Here is a 15,886-nt window from a genome sequence, read left to right as displayed (position 1 = left end):
ATAAGCCGCGCCTGCTGTTTCTCGATGAACCGACAGTTGGACTCGATGTGCTCGTTAAGCAAAAAATCCGTGAGTTTCTCCGCAATCTGAACGAGACGGAAAATATGACAATCTTGTTGACGACTCACGATGTGTCAGACATCGAAGCCCTCTGTAAACGCGTGCTTGTCATGGACAAAGGGAAGCTGATCTTCGATGGCTTGCTGAATGATCTCAAGGAAAAATGGGGCAATGGCACAGAGGTGTCCTTCCAAATGAAAAAGCGCACTTCAGCAGCCGCACTCCGTCAAGCATTGGGAGAGATGCCTTGTGAGATCGAGCAAATCAACGATTTTACCCTCAGTGTAAAGGTAGCGCGCAGTCAGGAAATGCTGCCCTTTGTTTTGTCGACAGTCATGTCATCCTTTGAAGTCAGTGACGTGAAAATCGAGGAGACGAGCACAGAGGATATCGTTCGCAACATTTATTCCTCAGACCAAGAGGTAGCCAGCCATGCGTAAGCTTTATATGGAACTCATCCGCATGAGGTTTTTGACGATGCTTGCCTATCGTGTGAACTATTACAGCGGGATCATTATTTACGCGATTAACATCGGTGCGTACTACTTTTTATGGGGAGCGATCTACGGAGGCCAGCAGCAGTTGGGCGGGCTTACGGTGGAACAAATGACTTCCTACGTTGCGATTGCTTGGATGTCGCGGGCGTTTTATTTTAACAACATCGATACAGAAATAGCCCAAGACGTCCGAGAAGGCAAGGTCGCGATCGAAATGATACGCCCTTATAATTACTTGTCCGTGAAAACGGCGCAGGCGTTTGGGGAAGGGATCTTTCGCTTTCTCTTTTTTGCGGGTCCAGGGATATTCCTTATCAGCCTAATCATTCCGTTCAGCTTCCCGGCGACAGCGACTGGATGGGGGCTGTATTTGATCAGCTTGATGTGTGCGTTTTTGATCAATACACAAATTAATCTGGTAACCGGCTTGCTGACTTTCTTCTTGTTCCGAAACGATGGCATGATGCGAGCCAAGCGAGTCGTGGTGGATCTGTTGTCTGGTCTCGTGCTGCCGATCAGCTTTTTCCCGGGCTGGGCGCAAACGGCAATGGGGTATCTTCCATTTCAGGCGGTCAACTACTATCCGAGCCTGATCTTCACAGGTGCGATTACAACGGAACGTTCCTGGGAATTGATCGGTTTTCAGGTCATCTGGATGTTTGTCATACTGGTTCCCATCTTGGTGATGTGGCGTCTTGCCCGCAACAAGCTGGTTGTGCAAGGAGGGTAGAGTAGAGCATGCAAAACATGAAACATATTTTTAGTATTTTTGCCGACTACCTGAGCCAGTACTTCAAGACGAGACTTGCCTATCGAACGGATTTTCTCGGGGATTTTGTGTCCAATCTGGTTTCTGAGCTGATCAATCTCATCTTTATTATTGTCGTGTTCACGCATGTTCCGCTGATGGGGGATTGGACGCGTGACGAGATTATCTTTATCTATGGTTTCTTTTTGGTTCCATACGCGTTGTTCTCGATGTTCTTCGGTTTTTGGGACTTCAACGAACGGTATATTATCCGAGGTGAGATGGATCGCATACTGACGAGGCCGATTCACAATCTGGCGCAGGTGTGTCTCGAATCGATTGCGCCAGACCGCATTTTTGGAGTCATAACCGGGATCATCATTATGGGGTATGCTGCCATTCAACTCGATTTGTCGTTTTACTGGTACGACGTGTTCATCTTTATCGGGCTCTCGATCAGCGGGGCACTGATTTACGGTGGCGTGTATACCGCGATTGCTGCGGTTAGCTTCTTTTCCGACTCGCGGACAGGGATTGCCCCGATGATTTACAACATCCAGCAATATGGGCGCTATCCGGTAGACGTGTACAATAAGGCTATTCGCTTTGTGCTCACCTACGTGCTGCCGTTTGCCTTCGTAGGTGTTTATCCGGCGGCATACTTTTTGCGCAAGGAAGTCTGGTACACATATGCGGCAATGACGCCAGTAGTGGCTGTTATTTTCTTTGGGATTGGGCTTCTCGTTTGGAACTGGGGTGTCACGAAGTATCGGGGAGCGGGTTCTTGATGATTTATAATCTGAAGTCGTTGTGGTAATATTGGATGTAACGAGATCGAAAAGCATAAGGTAAAAAAAGACCGTCCCGGCGGCAACCGGAACGGTCGGTACAATAGGCGCTTCCCCCCAAAGGGGTGCGGCTCAATACTATGTTGTGAAATAGACCGCAGAGCTGTCAACTCAAGGGCGGTCTATTTCTTTTTGGTCAAGGTAACAACCAAGCCGATTAAAGCGACCAGGAACAACCCAAACTGGAAAAGCAGTCCGAGTGTTTCATTCGTTACCACAGGCCTCACCCCCTTTCAAATGGGGATGAGCCGCGACCACCCTTGAGGAGCCGATTCTATTGTACAAGCGAATGATAGCATGGAATGCTCTCTATTTAGTAAGTGTCTTTTTTTATTCGTTATTCACACTAAACTCATCGGAAAAATAAACAAAAAGTGTCGCTTTGGCAGTTCCTCTATTGTCAAATCAAAAAACAACAGTATAATATGCTGTATACAACTACACATTCCTTCGGGGCAGGGTGAAATTCCCGACCGGCGGTGATCATGCTTTGTGCATGTTAAGCCCGCGAGCCTCCCGAGCTGTAAGTAGCGACGGAGTGCAGGATCTGGTGTGATTCCAGAGCCGACAGTACAGTCTGGATGGGAGAAGGATGACGACAGTACGTTTATCACACGTGCTTGTTTGCCTGTGCAAACGGGATGAGAAGGTAGAGGCCAGCCCTCTTGTTTCTTGTACCTTTTATTTGCGCACGGTTTTGTCATACGCTTGCAAATGCCCTGTGGAACTTATAGCCACAGGGTTTATTCTGTTTGTGTAACAAGACGTGTGAGCTTACAACGACTGTTGCCATTCCTCAAGAAGGAGTAGAAAAATGAGGAGATGGTAAACATGAAAGAAACAGCGCTGCATTCTTCGCGCACACGTGCAACCCAAAAGCTGGTGACGATTCCCATGCTGGCGGCCGTTGCATTCATTTTGCAGTATCTCGAGGTTCCCGTACCGCTCATGCCAAGCTTTTTAAAGCTCGACTTCAGTACACTCCCCGCATTGATCGGGGGACTCATGTACGGACCAGTAGCTGGCGTTATTATCGAGGTACTGAAAAATACACTGCACATGCTCTTTAAAAATACAGACGGTCTTTTGATCGGTGAGCTCGCAAACGTTGTAGCAGGATCAAGCTTTATTTTTGCGGCTGTCTACATGCAGCGTCTCGGTCAAGGTAAAAAAGGCTTCCTGACTGGTCTTGCTCTGGGTACGATTTTGATGACGATTGTCATGGCTGTGGCCAATGCTTATGTGCTGTTGCCTGCGTACGCTGTGCTTTATCAAATGCCGCTTGAACAGCTCTTGACCATGTTCAATGCGACAAGTATCTGGTCATTGGTTCTGTACGGAATCGTCCCGTTCAATCTCTTCAAAGGTGTTATGATTTCAGTGGTTGCGTATCCGATCTACGTGAAGCTCGGCTCCAGAATCGCTGCGCGTACCAACAATTGACAAGCACGATGTGACTCGCTAATATGTTTAGTTAATAGATAGTCACAAAAGGCTATGAAAGGACCCGCAGCTATTCCCACGTGACAGAGAGTCGGCCCTGGTCTGGAAGGCTGATACGTAAAGGATACCTGCACCCCATCCTGAAGCCGCTGGTGAAGAGCTAAGCCGGACGCCCACCGTTATCGGGTTATCGAGAGGACTATGGCGTATGCTGTAGTCAATCAGGGTGGTACCGCGGAAGTTAATCCTCCGTCCCTTTTTGGGATGGGGGATTTTTTGCATTTTACGTAAGAACAAAAAGGAGCGTAGACGGATGAAAGAGGACAAAGCGTTTGTAAAAGAAATTACACCGCAATCGGAGGATTTTTCTCGTTGGTACATCGATGCCATTAAAAAGGCGGATTTGATGGACTACACACCGGTACGCGGCTGCATCGTGTTTAAGCCGGATGGCTTTGAACTATGGGAGCGAATTCAAGAGGCGATGAATAAGCGCTTCAAGGAGACAGGGCATCGCAATGCCTATTTCCCGATGCTGATCCCCGAGTCCTTCTTTCAAAAAGAAAAAGAGCATATCGAGGGCTTCAATCCGGAGCTGCCTTGGGTAACAGAGGCTGGGGGCGAGCCGCTAGAGGAAAAGCTCGCGCTACGTCCAACCTCCGAGACGATCATCGGACATATGTACAGCCAATGGATTCAAAGCTACCGTGACCTGCCTGTATTAATCAACCAATGGGCAAACGTTTTTCGTTGGGAAAAGCGGACGATGCCGTTCTTGCGGACATCAGAATTTCTCTGGCAGGAAGGCCACACGGCACATGCGACAGAGGAGGAAGCTCGTCAGGAAACGATGCAAATGCTGGAGATTTACCGAGAGGTCGTCGAGCAAGAGCTGGCTATTCCGGTTTGGAAGGGACAAAAAACACCGAGTGAACGCTTTGCTGGTGCTGTTGACACGTATTCCATTGAAGCGATGATGAAGGATGGCAAAGCAGTGCAAGCGGGCACCTCGCACTATTTGGGCGATAAATTCGCGCGCGGCTTTGAAATCAAGTTTTTGGATCGTGACAATCAGTTCAAGTACGTTCACACCACATCATGGGGAACCTCTACGCGACTGATTGGTTCAATGATCATGGTGCATGGCGATGACCGCGGTCTAGTGTTGCCTCCTCGCATGGCTCCGACACAGGTTATCATGATTCCAGTCGGTACGATGAAGCTGCGAGAGAAAGTAATGGAGGCGTTTGATCCTCTCTTTGACGAGATCAAGGCCGCAGGAGTGCGTGTCCGTGCTGATCTTCGGGAAGAAACACCAGGCTGGAAGTTCAATGAGTGGGAAATGCGTGGGGTTCCTCTGCGTCTGGAGCTCGGACCGCGTGACGTGGAAAATGGTCAAGTAATTCTGGCTCGTCGTGATACAGGGGAGAAGGTGACGGTTTCACTTGAAGGTATCGCGCAGACAGTTGTTCAACTGTTGGAAGAGATTCAGCAAAATATGTTCCAAAAAGCACTAGCCTTCCGTGATGAAAACTCACATTTAGGGATTGATACACTGGAGCAGCTATCCGCTCATATTGCCAAAAACGAGAGCGACAATAAAACGAGTGGATGGGTGTTAGCTGGCTGGTGTGGGGATGATGCTTGTGAATCGAAGATCAAAGAGGAAACTAAGTTCACCTCTCGCAACATCCCTTTTGAGCCTCCTGTAAAAAAGAAAGCCTGCATTTGCTGCGGCAAAGAGTCACAGCATAGCGTCTGGTTCGGTCGGGCTTATTAATCAAAAAAGGGTGTGTCCACGCTTCGGCGGCAGGGCACACCCTTTTTTCATCTAGCGTCCGAGTATCCAATCGGTAAAAGCTTGCACATCCGTAAAGTGGTAGTCAGGCTCGGGATCGAATTTTCCCGACTTTTGTGTAACCAAAAGCCAATCCACACCGACTGTTCGCAAACCAGCGGCTCGACCAGCCAACACGTCAGCATCACTGTCACCTACGAAAATGGTTTCCGCAGGCGTAGCGCCTAGCTGTTTCATAGCGGTCAAAATACCTTCTGGATGAGGCTTTGGTTGTGTAACCTCATCCCCTGTGATCACGACGGAAAAATACGAATCTAATCCCCATTCTCGAAGGGAAATGTCAGCGCTTTTGCGTCCTTTTCCTGTTACAATTCCCATTTGGATACCTGCTGCGTGAAGTTCATCGAGCATGCTTCGGATATTTTCCGGGTTTTGTACGCGGGAGTGTTCGTCTGTGTATACACGATAAAAATGAGCGAGGGCGTTGTCATGGGCATGTGAGGGAAGCTTGTTTTGCAAAATGCCTGTCTCTGTGGGGCCAAAGAGAGCTACAATCTGCTCGTCGGTATAATGCTCTTGTAAAAACTGCTGAAAGGTAGAGCGAAAAGCGGTGAAGATCAAGGGGAGGGTATCGGCAACTGTGCCGTCGAAATCAAACAAGATCGTCCGCATTGGAGTCCTCCTTTGATTAGAAAATGAAAGAAAACCATCGTATCTGATGGTTTTCTAGGTGACTTACTCATCCGAATCATCAAAAGGATCATCTGCATCATCTGTTGGGTCAGCTGGAGTCAATGGGAACAGGGTGTCGAAAAACTTGAATTTTCGACGGCCAGATTCCTTTTTGAACCCTTTGTACTTTTGCAACAGCTCAGAGATGTCTTCCACAAATTGATTACGTTCATCTTGACTCAAATAAAATTCAGTCAAATTATAAGCGAACGTATTCTGATACTCTTTCCTAACATCTTGGTCGCTTGCGACGAAGCGATTGAGAGTTCGCATGAGGTCCTTTTCCGTAGTACGAAACGGAGTAAACATGACATCACTTAATTGTTGAGCGTTTTCTTCAATCATCAATTGGAGCTTGACCTGAATAACCTTGGCAACAGGCTCATAATATTTCTCCACAATAGAGCCTTTTACCCGGGTATCCACTTGCTCGAGCAGCCCAACACGCACGAGCTCCTTCACATGGTAATGTAGCCGTGCTGCATTTTCGCCTAGTTCTGTAGCGATTTGTTTGGCCGTTCTGGGCTCCAAATCTTCAAAGAGTTCCAAAATTTTAACCCGTTCCGCTATAGCAAGCGATTTTAGCGCTTCTGGATCTGTTACTTCAAAAAACTCTTTCATGCGAATTCACCATCCAACTGACTAGGCCAAATTTTATTTTTTTTAATTCTATCCTTTTCTGAATCAAAGCGCAACTTGTATGCGGATGAAGTGACTACTAGATTGTGGTAAAATGGGACCAGCAAAAACAGGATATTATCGAGAGGAGGGAAAAGTTTGACGGCAGTAGGACAAGCTGCACCTGCATTTACTTTGCAGGCGAGCGACAATCAGACCCTCTCACTTTCCCAATTTCATGGTCAAAATGTAGTGCTATATTTTTATCCGAAGGACCAAACACCGACATGTACCACAGAAGCATGTGATTTCCGTGACTTCCATTCGGGCTTTGCTGAGCTGAATACAGTTGTTCTTGGAATCAGTCCAGACTCTGTGAAATCGCATGACAAGTTTATCGCGAAGCACGAATTGCCTTTTCCACTTCTGGCAGACCCGGATCACCAAGTGGCAGAGGCTTATGGTGTGTGGGTGTTGAAAAAAATGTACGGAAGAGAGTACATGGGCATAGAACGCACGACGTTCGTCATCGACAAAGAAGGCAACATTGCAAAAGTATGGCCAAAAGTAAAGGTAAAAGGGCATGTGCAGGAAGTGCTTCAATTTATTAAGGAAGAGCTTCAATCCTAACGTTTGTTTCGCAATGAGTGAATGGAGGAACATACAGATGAGTGTATCTACGGAATATGTTGTACAAAGCTTTTGCCAATTGGCGAACATCCCAAGTCCATCTGGCAATACGGAAAAAGTAATGGCCTGGGTTGCACAAGAGTTAGAAAAGCTTGGCGTTTCTTATAAACGGACAAACAAAGGGGCAATCGTTGCAACAGTAGCGGGGGCCAGTAATGAAAAGGCAAGACTCTTGACCGCTCATGTCGATACGCTGGGCGCGATGGTAAAAGAAATAAAGAGCAACGGACGCTTGAAGCTGACCTTGATCGGCGGCTTTGCATTCAATGCGATTGAAGGGGAGCACTGCGTTGTAGAGACAAGCAGCGGTCGTCTTGTAACCGGTACCATTTTGTCCACTAAAGCTTCCGTGCATGTTTACAGCTCCGAAGCAGGGAAAGCTGAGCGCAATGAGGCGAACATGGAAGTTCGACTGGATGAAAAGGTCACCAGCAAAGAGGAAGTCCTTGCGCTTGGGATTTCCGTCGGAGATTTTGTCTCCTTTGATCCGCGCGTGACGGTTACAGATAGCGGCTTTATCAAATCTCGTCATATTGACGACAAAGCGAGCGTAGCTGTGCTGCTAGGAGTTCTGAAAGAACTGAGTGAATCAGGTGTGAAGCTGCCTTACACCACGCACTTTTTTATCAGCAATAATGAAGAAATCGGCTACGGTGGCAACTCCAGCATTCCTGACAACGTGGTGGAGTATCTGGCTGTCGACATGGGCGCGATTGGGGACGGACAGACGACAGATGAGTATTGCGTGTCCATTTGTGCGAAGGATTCCACAGGACCTTACCACTACGGATTGCGCAGCCATCTGACCAAGCTCGCACAAGCGAACGGTCTGAACTACCAAGTAGACATTTATCCCTACTATGGTTCTGACGCAAGCGCTGCACTGAGGGCCGGATATGACGTTGTCCATGGTTTGATCGGACCGGGAGTAGATGCATCCCACTCCCATGAACGTACACATAAAGAAGCGCTCGATAACACGGCAAAGCTCGTTATGGCCTACCTTCAATCAGATGAAATGCAAGCATAGGAGGACCAGATGAGCAATATGTATCAATGGGCTGATTACTATGACCTTACTCAACGCGGTGTTGCGGGTGATGTTGAGTTCTATCTGGAACAAGCGAAGCTGGCAGGGGGAAAAGTGCTGGATCTCGCTTGCGGCACCGGAAGAATCAGCATTCCGATGGCGCAGGCTGGCATCGACGTTACCGGAATTGACCTATCCCAAGATATGCTGGCAAGGGCTCAGGTAAAGGCAGAGGAACAAGGTGTAACATCCGGCTTGAAGCTATTGCAGGGAGATATGCGCGCCTTTGACCTGCAAGAGTCATTTTCGCTGATTATGATTCCTTTTCGGTCGTTTTTGCATCTGTTGCATGTTCAAGAGCAAATGAAGGCATTGACGTGCATTCGCAAGCATATGGCTCCAGGCGGGAAGTTCATCATGAACGTGTTTGTGCCCAAGATTCATCATTTTTACGAGGAAAATGAAAAAATGTCCTTGCGTGGCACCTATCCACTGCCGTCGGGGGAAGAGGTTGCCATGTGGGATTACACCCGTTATGACCATTTTCAGCAACTGTCCGAAGTGACACGCATTTACGAGCGTACGAATGCACAGGGCGTTGTGACGGAACGGGTGAAAGGCCGATTTACTCTCCGCTATATTTTCCCCGCGGAGCTCCATCATCTGCTTCGCTTAAACGGCTTGAAGGTCACACAACGATACGGTTCTTTTGCAAAGACACCTTTTGATGCAAATAGCTCAGAATTGATTCTGGTCGCAGAAGCTTTGTAAACGGAACCTGTGGAGGGGATATGGAATGAAGATTTATACAAAGTCAGGGGATAAAGGTGAGACGTCACTGGTTGCAGGTGTCCGCGTGCCTAAGTTTGCGGACCGCGTAGAGGCATACGGTACGTGCGATGAAGCCAACTCACAGATAGGATTGGCATTGGCTCTGTTGCCTGCGACAGAAGAATGGAAGGAATTGCAGGATGTCTTCCATGTCATTCAGACAAAGCTGTTCCATGTAGGGGCTGAGCTGGCGACGCCAGAAGGCAAAAAGGTAGGTTGGCCCATTGCAGAAGAGGACGTTACTTTTCTGGAAGAGCAAATTGACATGCTAGATGCAAAGCTGCCTCCGCTCACCAATTTTATTTTGCCTGGCGGACATCCGGCTGCGGCTGCCTTCCATGTTTCGCGTACGGTCGTCAGACGTGCAGAGCGCAAAGCAGTCCATGTGGCACAGCAGGAGCAGGTAAACCCGTCCGTGGTTAAGTACCTTAACAGATTGTCTGATTATCTGTTCGTTGTGGCTCGTCATATTAATAAAGAGACAAGTGCAGTGGAGAAAACGTTGCACGAATAGGCAAAAGCCCCCTGGGATCAAGCAGGGGGCTTCAACCTTTTATTTTGTACGGAGGTAAGTGGTGATTCCCGGGAGAAAGTCGATTTTTTCGGTGTGAAAAGTATCGTAGAGAAGCTTTCCGTCCTTACATGCGTTTCCTTCTAGCAGCATAGTGAGCTGCGTGTTGGTAATCGGGAAAAATGGGAATCGCTCCATCATATTTACCACAGGCTTCATGAAAGCAAGGGGAATGTGAATTTTGGTGACCTTCCGCTTTCCGAGAGCCTCGCCAATTGTATCTAGGATTTGTCCGTAGGAAAGTGGTTCGGGTCCACCTGTTTCGTAAGTTTGATTGGTTGCTTCGGGTCTGCTCAAGGCTTGGACGAATACATCGGCCACCGTCTTGCGAGCAACTGGTTGCAAAGGGTAGGAGCCATCGCCAATGACTGGTGTGACAGGTAATCGGACCAGATCGGCGAGCATATTCACGAATTCATCCCCGGGACCAAAAATGACAGATGGACGGAAAATGACGTACGGAATACCGCTTGCTTGAACAAGCTGCTCCGCTTCGTATTTGGTTCGATGATAGGCGCTCGTGGCGTTTTTGCGTGCGCCCAGAGCACTCATATGGACAAAGCGCTTGATTCCAGCTTGCTTGGCAGCCTCCAGTACATTTTGTGTACCCTCTACATGGATACGAGAAAAGAGAATGCCTTTCCCTGGTTGTTCGCGAATAATTCCGACGAGGTGGATAATAGCATCGCAGCCTTGCATCGCTCTCATCAATGATACTTTATCAAATAGATCGCCAGTTGCTTCTGTTATACGTGCATGGGTGGTTTCGTTGTAGGGAAGCTTACCTGTTGAACCAGATCTGGTGAGGCAAACTGTTTCATATCCTTCTGCCTGCAAGCGCTCGAGAATACCCCGTCCAACAAACCCAGTGGCACCAGTCAGGAATACTTTCATGGAAAACCTCCTCCCGTTAAATACTTCCAGACCCATTGTACAACAGGTTCAGCCTGCGGTGCTATCGATCGCTATGTTGACCAAGGCGGTATAATGTAGGGAAAAGGGGGATATATTTATGGCACAACGCAAAGTACCTGTTGCCGACATCTTGGATAATTTGCAACAGCTTTATCCGGATGCGCACTGTGAATTGAATTATACAACCCCGTTTGAACTTCTCATTGCGACCATTCTTTCTGCCCAATGTACAGATAAACGGGTGAATGAGATTACGGCACCCATGTTCCAGCAGCTAAACCAGCCGGAGCATTACCTTCATTTGACACAGGAAGAAATGGAAGAGCATATAAAAGGGCTCGGGTTGTATAAGAATAAGAGTAAAAACATTTTAGAGACCTGTAGAATCTTGTACGAAAAATACAATAGCGAAGTACCACAAACGCATGCCGAGCTCGAAGCATTGCCGGGAGTAGGGAGAAAGACTGCAAATGTCGTTTTGTCCAATGCATTCGGGATTCCTGCGATCGCGGTGGATACGCATGTATTCCGCGTAGGAAACCGGTTAGGCCTTGCGAATAGCGACAATGTGGATGAAGTGGAGCGTCAGCTCATGAAGCGTATTCCAAAAGAGAAGTGGACGGATGCGCATCATTGGCTAATCTGGCACGGCAGACGTGTATGCTCGTCGCGCAATCCACAGTGCGGCAGCTGTACACTTCAATCCATGTGTAAGTTTGCACAGGCGGAAGCCAAAAAAGCCAAAAAACCTGCAACCAAAAAGCCCGCAAAAGCAAAGTAAAAACTTGATTTTCCACTTCTTTCTGTTCAAATCGAATGAATGGATATTGACAGTTTTCGCCGACTAGACGTACACTTATTTATAGTAATTCTAATCAATGACATTAGAGAAGTTTGTTCTTTTGTCTTGCGAAAGACTGTGGGGTGTAACAAGATGGTACAACGTGTGGAGAAAGCTGTTGAAATCCTGAAGAATACAGGGGTTCGCATGACACCTCAGCGCCATGCAATTTTGACCTATTTGCTGGAAACGATGACCCACCCGACGGCTGACGAAATATATAAAGCCCTTGAAGGCAAATTCCCGAATATGAGCGTTGCAACGATTTATAACAATCTACGAGTCTTTAAAGATGCTGGATTGGTTACAGAGCTCACTTACGGGGATGCGTCCAGCCGATTCGATGCCAATGTGGAAGAAGATCATTATCACGCGATCTGTTCCTCCTGTGGTGCGATCAGGGACTTCCACTTTCCGTATTTGCGGGATGCAGAAGTAGCTGCTTCCAAAGACATCGGCTTCAAAGTAACTGGACATCGTATGGAAGTTTATGGCGTTTGTGATTCCTGTCAAAAGAATCCCCACTAAGAATGTATTTGATGGATGAGCACCTCCTGCTTGAATCGGATAATCCCGGTGATGCAGGGGGTGTTTGCTTTTGGGGGACATAACCCTTTTTGTCGATATCTGTAACCTTTTGGCTTCTCGTACGTCTTTTTCTTGGTAGAGCTTGTCCGTGAATTACCAGAATACAAAAGGTTGTGAATGGATTGAACCAACGCTATGATCGAAATAATGAGTCAAATCATACAGCCCAAGTCAGAAGACAGGCTTATGGACCGGGAAGCAGGTGGAGATTATGAGCAGGGAGTCGGGTAGAGTTCAGCGACCAAGAAGAAGGAAACGACGGGCTTTTCGCACGCTGTTTTTGTTAAGCTTTCTCTTGTTGGCCATCTTCGGCAGCATTTACTGGTTTTTTGTGCTCCGTGCCTCAACTGAGCATGTGCAGCCGTATAATGGTGAGAAAAATGTGATTGTATACGAAGGCTCGCGAAAAGAGTCCACGTATGTGTTGGAATCAGAGCAAATATTGTTGCCCTTTGATTTCATTAAAGAGAACATTGATCCTGCGATTTTTTGGGATGAGCCTACACGTTCCGTTATCGTTACGACGAAGGATAAGGTGCTTCGGATGGAGAGCGGAGAAGTTGTCGCCTATCTGAACAAAAAACCTGTGGATTTACTCGTTCCGGTAAAAGAGGTGGACGGCACACGCTATGTCCCATTGGATCCATTGGAAAAGCTGTATCCTTATTCGTTTGAGCGAAAAGCAGACACGGGTGTCCTCGTCGTCGAAAAAGAGGGCTACGAAATCCAGCAAGCAAAAGTAATCGCTGCCGAGGAAAAACAAGCAGTCCGTACCGGTTCTTCTCACCGAACCCCGATCGTAGCAGAGCTGACGTCAGGAGAGGTTGTTGACGTTCTTGGCAAAAAAGAAAACTGGTATCGCGTTTTGACGGCTTCGGGAGTAGGCGGATTCATTTCAGAGAAAAGTATTGAAATGACAGATGTGCGCAAAGTCCAGCTAGAGCACACGACTGCTACCGGACAACAACACGCTGCTTGGAAGCCCGAGGGAAAGATCAACCTCGTATGGGAGCACGTCGTCAGTAAAAATCCGGATGTTTCAAAAATTGGTGCATTGCCAGGAGTAAATGTCGTTTCACCTACTTGGTTTGAAATGAAGGATGCAGAAGGAAATCTGTTGAACAGGGCCGATCCTGCGTACGTCAAATGGGCCCATAAAAGGGGCTACAAGGTTTGGGGGCTCGTTACAAACGGCTTTAATCCTGACTGGACCAAGTCTGTTCTCAGCAGCTATGACAAGCGAGATAAGTTAATTGCCCAACTCTTGTACTACGCTCATCTATACGATCTCGATGGCATCAACATCGATTTTGAGAACGTGTATTTAGAAGAGAAAGAGGAACTCGTTCAGTTTGTACGGGAGCTGACGCCGTATCTCCATCAGCAAGGACTGACCGTTTCCATAGATGTGACGATCAAATCAAACGCGAAGCAATGGTCCATGTTCCTGGATCGAAAAGCTTTGGCCGAGGTCGTCGATTATGTTGCGGTGATGACGTATGACGAGCATTGGGCTGCGAGTCCAAAAGCGGGATCTGTCGCATCGTTGCCATGGGTGGAGCGAGGCTTGCAAGGAGTTTTGGAAGAAGTCCCTAACGAAAAACTGCTGTTGGGTGTACCTTTTTACACACGCTTGTGGACAGAAGCCAAGCAGGCTGATGGCACTGTGAAGGTTAGCTCCAAAGCTTATTCCATGACGAAAGCACAGGACTGGATCAACGAGCGCAAACTGACGCCGGTTATGGATGAAGCTTCAGGTCAACATTACGTGGAGTATAAAGACCCGAAGGATGGCAACGTCTATAAAATGTGGATAGAAGATGTAACTTCTATGAAAAAGCGTATGGAAATCGTCAATAAGTACGACTTAGCGGGTGCAGCTTCTTGGCGCCGTGGTTTTGAGGTGCCGGAGATTTGGCAAGCAATTGACGAGACTTTGAAATAAAAGACACAGCTTTTACGAAAGAAAGCCACCTGCACCCCGAATACTCGGGAATTAGCAGGTGGCTTTTTGCATATAGATGAAAAGGAATCATATTATGTCTGGTTTTGCTGAGGATGTCCATCTTCTAGGCGTAAAGGTTGTCCACAAAACATACAGGCGTCTTCTTTACCCAACATCTTCGTGACTTTTTGGCATGAAGGGCATTGCACCTGTGGAGCTGACGTGGAGACCATCCCGGAAATCATAAACAAGACTGTACTGCCCATTGTCAGAATGAACCCGATGATCAAAAGCAGCGTCATAAAAATGTAAGAGCCTTTCAAGAGGCTTCCAAGTAAAGGAATAAAGTCCAAATAACCTGCAAAAAATGCGTACCCTGTATACATCAGCAAAATGCCGATTACCATGCTCCAGTTGCCCCATGTGCGCATGCGTTTGATCTTGCTCAGGCGTTCTGTATTTTTCATGATCATTCCTCCTACCCTATAGTATAGCATACAAAGGATTTGTCTGTTGACAAGCAGGAAACGGACAAGACTTGTAGAATCCATAAGTTCAACCCAGGGGGCAGGGAGGAACAAGGCATGACTTTAAGGCAAACGTATCTGAAAAATCTCCAGCAGCGTTTGGATGTGCAAGCGGTGCTTGTTTTAAATGATTCGGATATGCTAGTCCCCTTTCGCGAGGGAATCTTTTATTTCGTCGTAGTAAATGAGCCCCAAGCTGATGGAAAAATCCGTCGCATGCTATTTCAGGAACAAGTGATCATCGAGCAGCAAATCAGCACGTGGCAGCTGGAGAAGGGAGCTATCTGCGGTTTGGACGAACGACTTGCCGAGATGCTTCGAAGGGCAGAAATCGTTTGGGACAAAGAGCATTATATGAAACAAATGAAGCTGCGCCTGGCTAGTTTGTCATCTTCTCTCCAGAAAAAACATATCTGTAAGGAGTATTCCCAAATCCTTCGTTTTTTTCACGAGACAAAAGAGTTTTTGCAGCAAGGTATGATGCTGGATGCGCATCACTCTGCCATTCAAACGATTCACTATTTGGCTCGTCTCATCGTATATGAAGCGGGAGATCATCCTCAGCCAGCTTTATGGACACAAGTCAAACAGATAGATCCTTCTATATATAAGTTGTATGAGGAGCTGTCTTTTAATGCAGAAGCATTGGAGAAGCGAATTGAACTGCTTGTGCTGGCAATTGAATTTTGGATCGCATCTAGGACAAAGGAATCTGTTCGATATCTTATTGAGCTCATGGAGACGAAATCAGGGCCTTGGCGTTTGGAAGAGTTGATGAATCATCCGATGATTCAAGAGGCAGAGATTGAGGTTCCTCTCGTGATAGATAAGATGCTTCAGCGCTTGTTGATCCAGGAGATCGTATGCAAAGAAGGGGAAAATGCCGAGAGGGAAACAGGTTTTATTTTAATGGGATAAAATTTTTTCAATTAGTGTTGACTTCTATTTGTGATCCATGCTATATTAACAAACGTCGCTGCTGCGCTAACGCAGAGCGGTCGAAAAAAGTTTTAAAAAACACTTGATTTCACGAGTGGTTATGTGATAAATTAAGAAAGTCGCCTCTGGGCGATGAAACAAAAATGCTCTTTGAAAACTGAACAGCGAAAGCGTTAATGAGTCTATCATTAAATGATTTGCCAGCTTTGAACCAGTAACAAACTTTAACTTTATTGGAGAGTTTGATCCTGGCTCAGGACGAACA

The 15,886-nt window shown here is 47.1% G+C and carries 18 protein-coding genes, 1 pseudogene and 1 riboswitch; of the genes and pseudogenes, 13 read left to right on the top strand and 6 right to left on the bottom strand.

Annotated features, from left to right (window positions below):
- The 3 genes and pseudogenes from HP568_RS29380 to HP568_RS29370 form a co-directional block, all read left to right on the top strand.
- Positions 1–500 (top strand): annotated as a pseudogene (locus tag HP568_RS29380) (daunorubicin ABC transporter ATP-binding protein); the annotation flags it as partial.
- Positions 493–1,287, top strand: a complete 795-nt coding sequence (locus HP568_RS29375; RefSeq protein ID WP_048031444.1) for an ABC transporter permease — start codon at positions 493–495, stop codon at positions 1,285–1,287. The pseudogene HP568_RS29380 and the gene HP568_RS29375, both read left to right, overlap by 8 nt.
- An 8-nt stretch (positions 1,288–1,295) precedes the next feature.
- Positions 1,296–2,093: an ABC transporter permease gene (locus HP568_RS29370; protein ID WP_048031445.1), complete on the top strand. Its 798-nt coding sequence runs from the start codon at positions 1,296–1,298 to the stop codon at positions 2,091–2,093.
- A 182-nt stretch (positions 2,094–2,275) separates the two neighbouring features.
- Here the strand turns inward: HP568_RS29370 and HP568_RS29950 are convergent, their stop codons facing one another.
- The gene (locus HP568_RS29950; protein ID WP_012684786.1) at positions 2,276–2,371 is read right to left on the bottom strand and encodes a putative holin-like toxin; all 96 of its coding nucleotides are present in this window, start codon (positions 2,369–2,371) and stop codon (positions 2,276–2,278) included.
- 224 nt (positions 2,372–2,595) lie between these two features.
- A riboswitch (FMN riboswitch) is annotated at positions 2,596–2,750 on the top strand.
- Positions 2,751–2,984: 234 nt separating this feature from the next.
- Between HP568_RS29950 and HP568_RS29365 the strand changes: the two genes are divergently transcribed.
- Positions 2,985–3,596: an ECF transporter S component gene (locus tag HP568_RS29365; RefSeq protein WP_048031446.1), complete on the top strand. Its 612-nt coding sequence runs from the start codon at positions 2,985–2,987 to the stop codon at positions 3,594–3,596.
- 313 nt (positions 3,597–3,909) lie between these two features.
- Positions 3,910–5,376: a proline--tRNA ligase gene (gene proS / locus HP568_RS29360; RefSeq protein ID WP_173630932.1), complete on the top strand. Its 1,467-nt coding sequence runs from the start codon at positions 3,910–3,912 to the stop codon at positions 5,374–5,376.
- A 51-nt stretch (positions 5,377–5,427) separates the two neighbouring features.
- On the opposite strand, the gene HP568_RS29355 is transcribed toward proS, so the two are convergent.
- Together HP568_RS29355 and HP568_RS29350 are read right to left on the bottom strand one after the other, a co-directional pair.
- Positions 5,428–6,066 (bottom strand): HAD family hydrolase, encoded by a 639-nt coding sequence (locus HP568_RS29355; RefSeq protein ID WP_048031448.1) that lies wholly within the window; start codon positions 6,064–6,066, stop codon positions 5,428–5,430.
- Between the two features lie 63 nt (positions 6,067–6,129).
- Entirely contained in the window at positions 6,130–6,747 is a 618-nt protein-coding gene (locus tag HP568_RS29350; protein WP_048031449.1) for a winged helix-turn-helix domain-containing protein, read from the bottom strand.
- 156 nt (positions 6,748–6,903) lie between these two features.
- Between HP568_RS29350 and bcp the strand changes: the two genes are divergently transcribed.
- From bcp to HP568_RS29330, 4 genes are read left to right on the top strand one after another with little or no spacing between them, the layout of a single operon-like run.
- A complete protein-coding gene (bcp, locus tag HP568_RS29345) occupies positions 6,904–7,374 on the top strand; it encodes a thioredoxin-dependent thiol peroxidase (protein WP_048031450.1) in 471 nt (156 codons plus the stop codon).
- Positions 7,375–7,411: 37 nt separating this feature from the next.
- A complete protein-coding gene (locus tag HP568_RS29340; protein ID WP_048031451.1) occupies positions 7,412–8,464 on the top strand; it encodes a M42 family metallopeptidase in 1,053 nt (350 codons plus the stop codon).
- 9 nt (positions 8,465–8,473) lie between these two features.
- Positions 8,474–9,235, top strand: coding sequence for a class I SAM-dependent methyltransferase (locus HP568_RS29335; protein WP_173630931.1), 762 nt, complete (start codon positions 8,474–8,476; stop codon positions 9,233–9,235).
- A 25-nt stretch (positions 9,236–9,260) separates the two neighbouring features.
- The gene (locus tag HP568_RS29330) at positions 9,261–9,809 is read left to right on the top strand and encodes a cob(I)yrinic acid a,c-diamide adenosyltransferase (protein ID WP_007728750.1); all 549 of its coding nucleotides are present in this window, start codon (positions 9,261–9,263) and stop codon (positions 9,807–9,809) included.
- Between the two features lie 39 nt (positions 9,810–9,848).
- Here the strand turns inward: HP568_RS29330 and HP568_RS29325 are convergent, their stop codons facing one another.
- Positions 9,849–10,760 carry a complex I NDUFA9 subunit family protein gene (locus HP568_RS29325; RefSeq protein WP_173630930.1) on the bottom strand — a complete coding sequence of 304 codons (912 nt, stop codon included), beginning with the start codon at positions 10,758–10,760 and terminating at the stop codon, positions 9,849–9,851.
- 118 nt (positions 10,761–10,878) lie between these two features.
- Between HP568_RS29325 and nth the strand changes: the two genes are divergently transcribed.
- The 3 genes from nth (at position 10,879) to HP568_RS29310 (ending at position 14,155) form a co-directional block, all read left to right on the top strand.
- Positions 10,879–11,562 (top strand): endonuclease III, encoded by a 684-nt coding sequence (gene nth, locus HP568_RS29320; protein WP_012684795.1) that lies wholly within the window; start codon positions 10,879–10,881, stop codon positions 11,560–11,562.
- A gap of 153 nt (positions 11,563–11,715) precedes the next feature.
- Positions 11,716–12,150: a peroxide-responsive transcriptional repressor PerR gene (gene perR, locus HP568_RS29315; RefSeq protein ID WP_047073745.1), complete on the top strand. Its 435-nt coding sequence runs from the start codon at positions 11,716–11,718 to the stop codon at positions 12,148–12,150.
- Positions 12,151–12,421: 271 nt separating this feature from the next.
- Positions 12,422–14,155: a glycosyl hydrolase family 18 protein gene (locus tag HP568_RS29310; RefSeq protein WP_048031454.1), complete on the top strand. Its 1,734-nt coding sequence runs from the start codon at positions 12,422–12,424 to the stop codon at positions 14,153–14,155.
- A gap of 92 nt (positions 14,156–14,247) precedes the next feature.
- Here the strand turns inward: HP568_RS29310 and HP568_RS29305 are convergent, their stop codons facing one another.
- Positions 14,248–14,622, bottom strand: coding sequence for a YgzB family protein (locus tag HP568_RS29305; protein ID WP_047073749.1), 375 nt, complete (start codon positions 14,620–14,622; stop codon positions 14,248–14,250).
- Positions 14,623–14,739: 117 nt separating this feature from the next.
- Here HP568_RS29305 and HP568_RS29300 point away from each other — a divergent pair, with 117 nt between their 5' ends.
- Positions 14,740–15,600: a hypothetical protein gene (locus tag HP568_RS29300; protein ID WP_173630929.1), complete on the top strand. Its 861-nt coding sequence runs from the start codon at positions 14,740–14,742 to the stop codon at positions 15,598–15,600.
- A 66-nt stretch (positions 15,601–15,666) separates the two neighbouring features.
- Here the strand turns inward: HP568_RS29300 and HP568_RS29580 are convergent.
- The coding region (locus HP568_RS29580; protein ID WP_217366842.1) for a hypothetical protein at positions 15,667–15,886 on the bottom strand (220 nt) is incomplete at its 5' end.

It is taken from the genome of Brevibacillus sp. MS2.2, assembly GCF_013284345.1.
In the GTDB taxonomy this organism is placed as follows: domain Bacteria; phylum Bacillota; class Bacilli; order Brevibacillales; family Brevibacillaceae; genus Brevibacillus; species Brevibacillus brevis_C.
This window is presented reverse-complemented; position numbering and strand designations above follow the sequence as displayed.

Excerpts from the sequence above, each read along its gene's own strand:
- HP568_RS29330 (WP_007728750.1), top strand. The coding sequence starts at position 9,261 with ATGAAGATTTATACAAAGTCAGGGGATAAAGGTGAGACGTCACTGGTT.
- HP568_RS29355 (WP_048031448.1), bottom strand. The coding sequence starts at position 6,066 with ATGCGGACGATCTTGTTTGATTTCGACGGCACAGTTGCCGATACCCTC.
- proS (WP_173630932.1), top strand. The coding sequence starts at position 3,910 with ATGAAAGAGGACAAAGCGTTTGTAAAAGAAATTACACCGCAATCGGAG.
- HP568_RS29305 (WP_047073749.1), bottom strand. The coding sequence starts at position 14,622 with ATGAAAAATACAGAACGCCTGAGCAAGATCAAACGCATGCGCACATGG.
- HP568_RS29325 (WP_173630930.1), bottom strand. The coding sequence starts at position 10,760 with ATGAAAGTATTCCTGACTGGTGCCACTGGGTTTGTTGGACGGGGTATT.
- nth (WP_012684795.1), top strand. The coding sequence starts at position 10,879 with ATGGCACAACGCAAAGTACCTGTTGCCGACATCTTGGATAATTTGCAA.
- HP568_RS29300 (WP_173630929.1), top strand. The coding sequence starts at position 14,740 with ATGACTTTAAGGCAAACGTATCTGAAAAATCTCCAGCAGCGTTTGGAT.
- HP568_RS29365 (WP_048031446.1), top strand. The coding sequence starts at position 2,985 with ATGAAAGAAACAGCGCTGCATTCTTCGCGCACACGTGCAACCCAAAAG.
- HP568_RS29340 (WP_048031451.1), top strand. The coding sequence starts at position 7,412 with ATGAGTGTATCTACGGAATATGTTGTACAAAGCTTTTGCCAATTGGCG.
- HP568_RS29310 (WP_048031454.1), top strand. The coding sequence starts at position 12,422 with ATGAGCAGGGAGTCGGGTAGAGTTCAGCGACCAAGAAGAAGGAAACGA.
- perR (WP_047073745.1), top strand. The coding sequence starts at position 11,716 with ATGGTACAACGTGTGGAGAAAGCTGTTGAAATCCTGAAGAATACAGGG.
- HP568_RS29370 (WP_048031445.1), top strand. The coding sequence starts at position 1,296 with ATGCAAAACATGAAACATATTTTTAGTATTTTTGCCGACTACCTGAGC.
- HP568_RS29375 (WP_048031444.1), top strand. The coding sequence starts at position 493 with ATGCGTAAGCTTTATATGGAACTCATCCGCATGAGGTTTTTGACGATG.
- HP568_RS29335 (WP_173630931.1), top strand. The coding sequence starts at position 8,474 with ATGAGCAATATGTATCAATGGGCTGATTACTATGACCTTACTCAACGC.
- HP568_RS29350 (WP_048031449.1), bottom strand. The coding sequence starts at position 6,747 with ATGAAAGAGTTTTTTGAAGTAACAGATCCAGAAGCGCTAAAATCGCTT.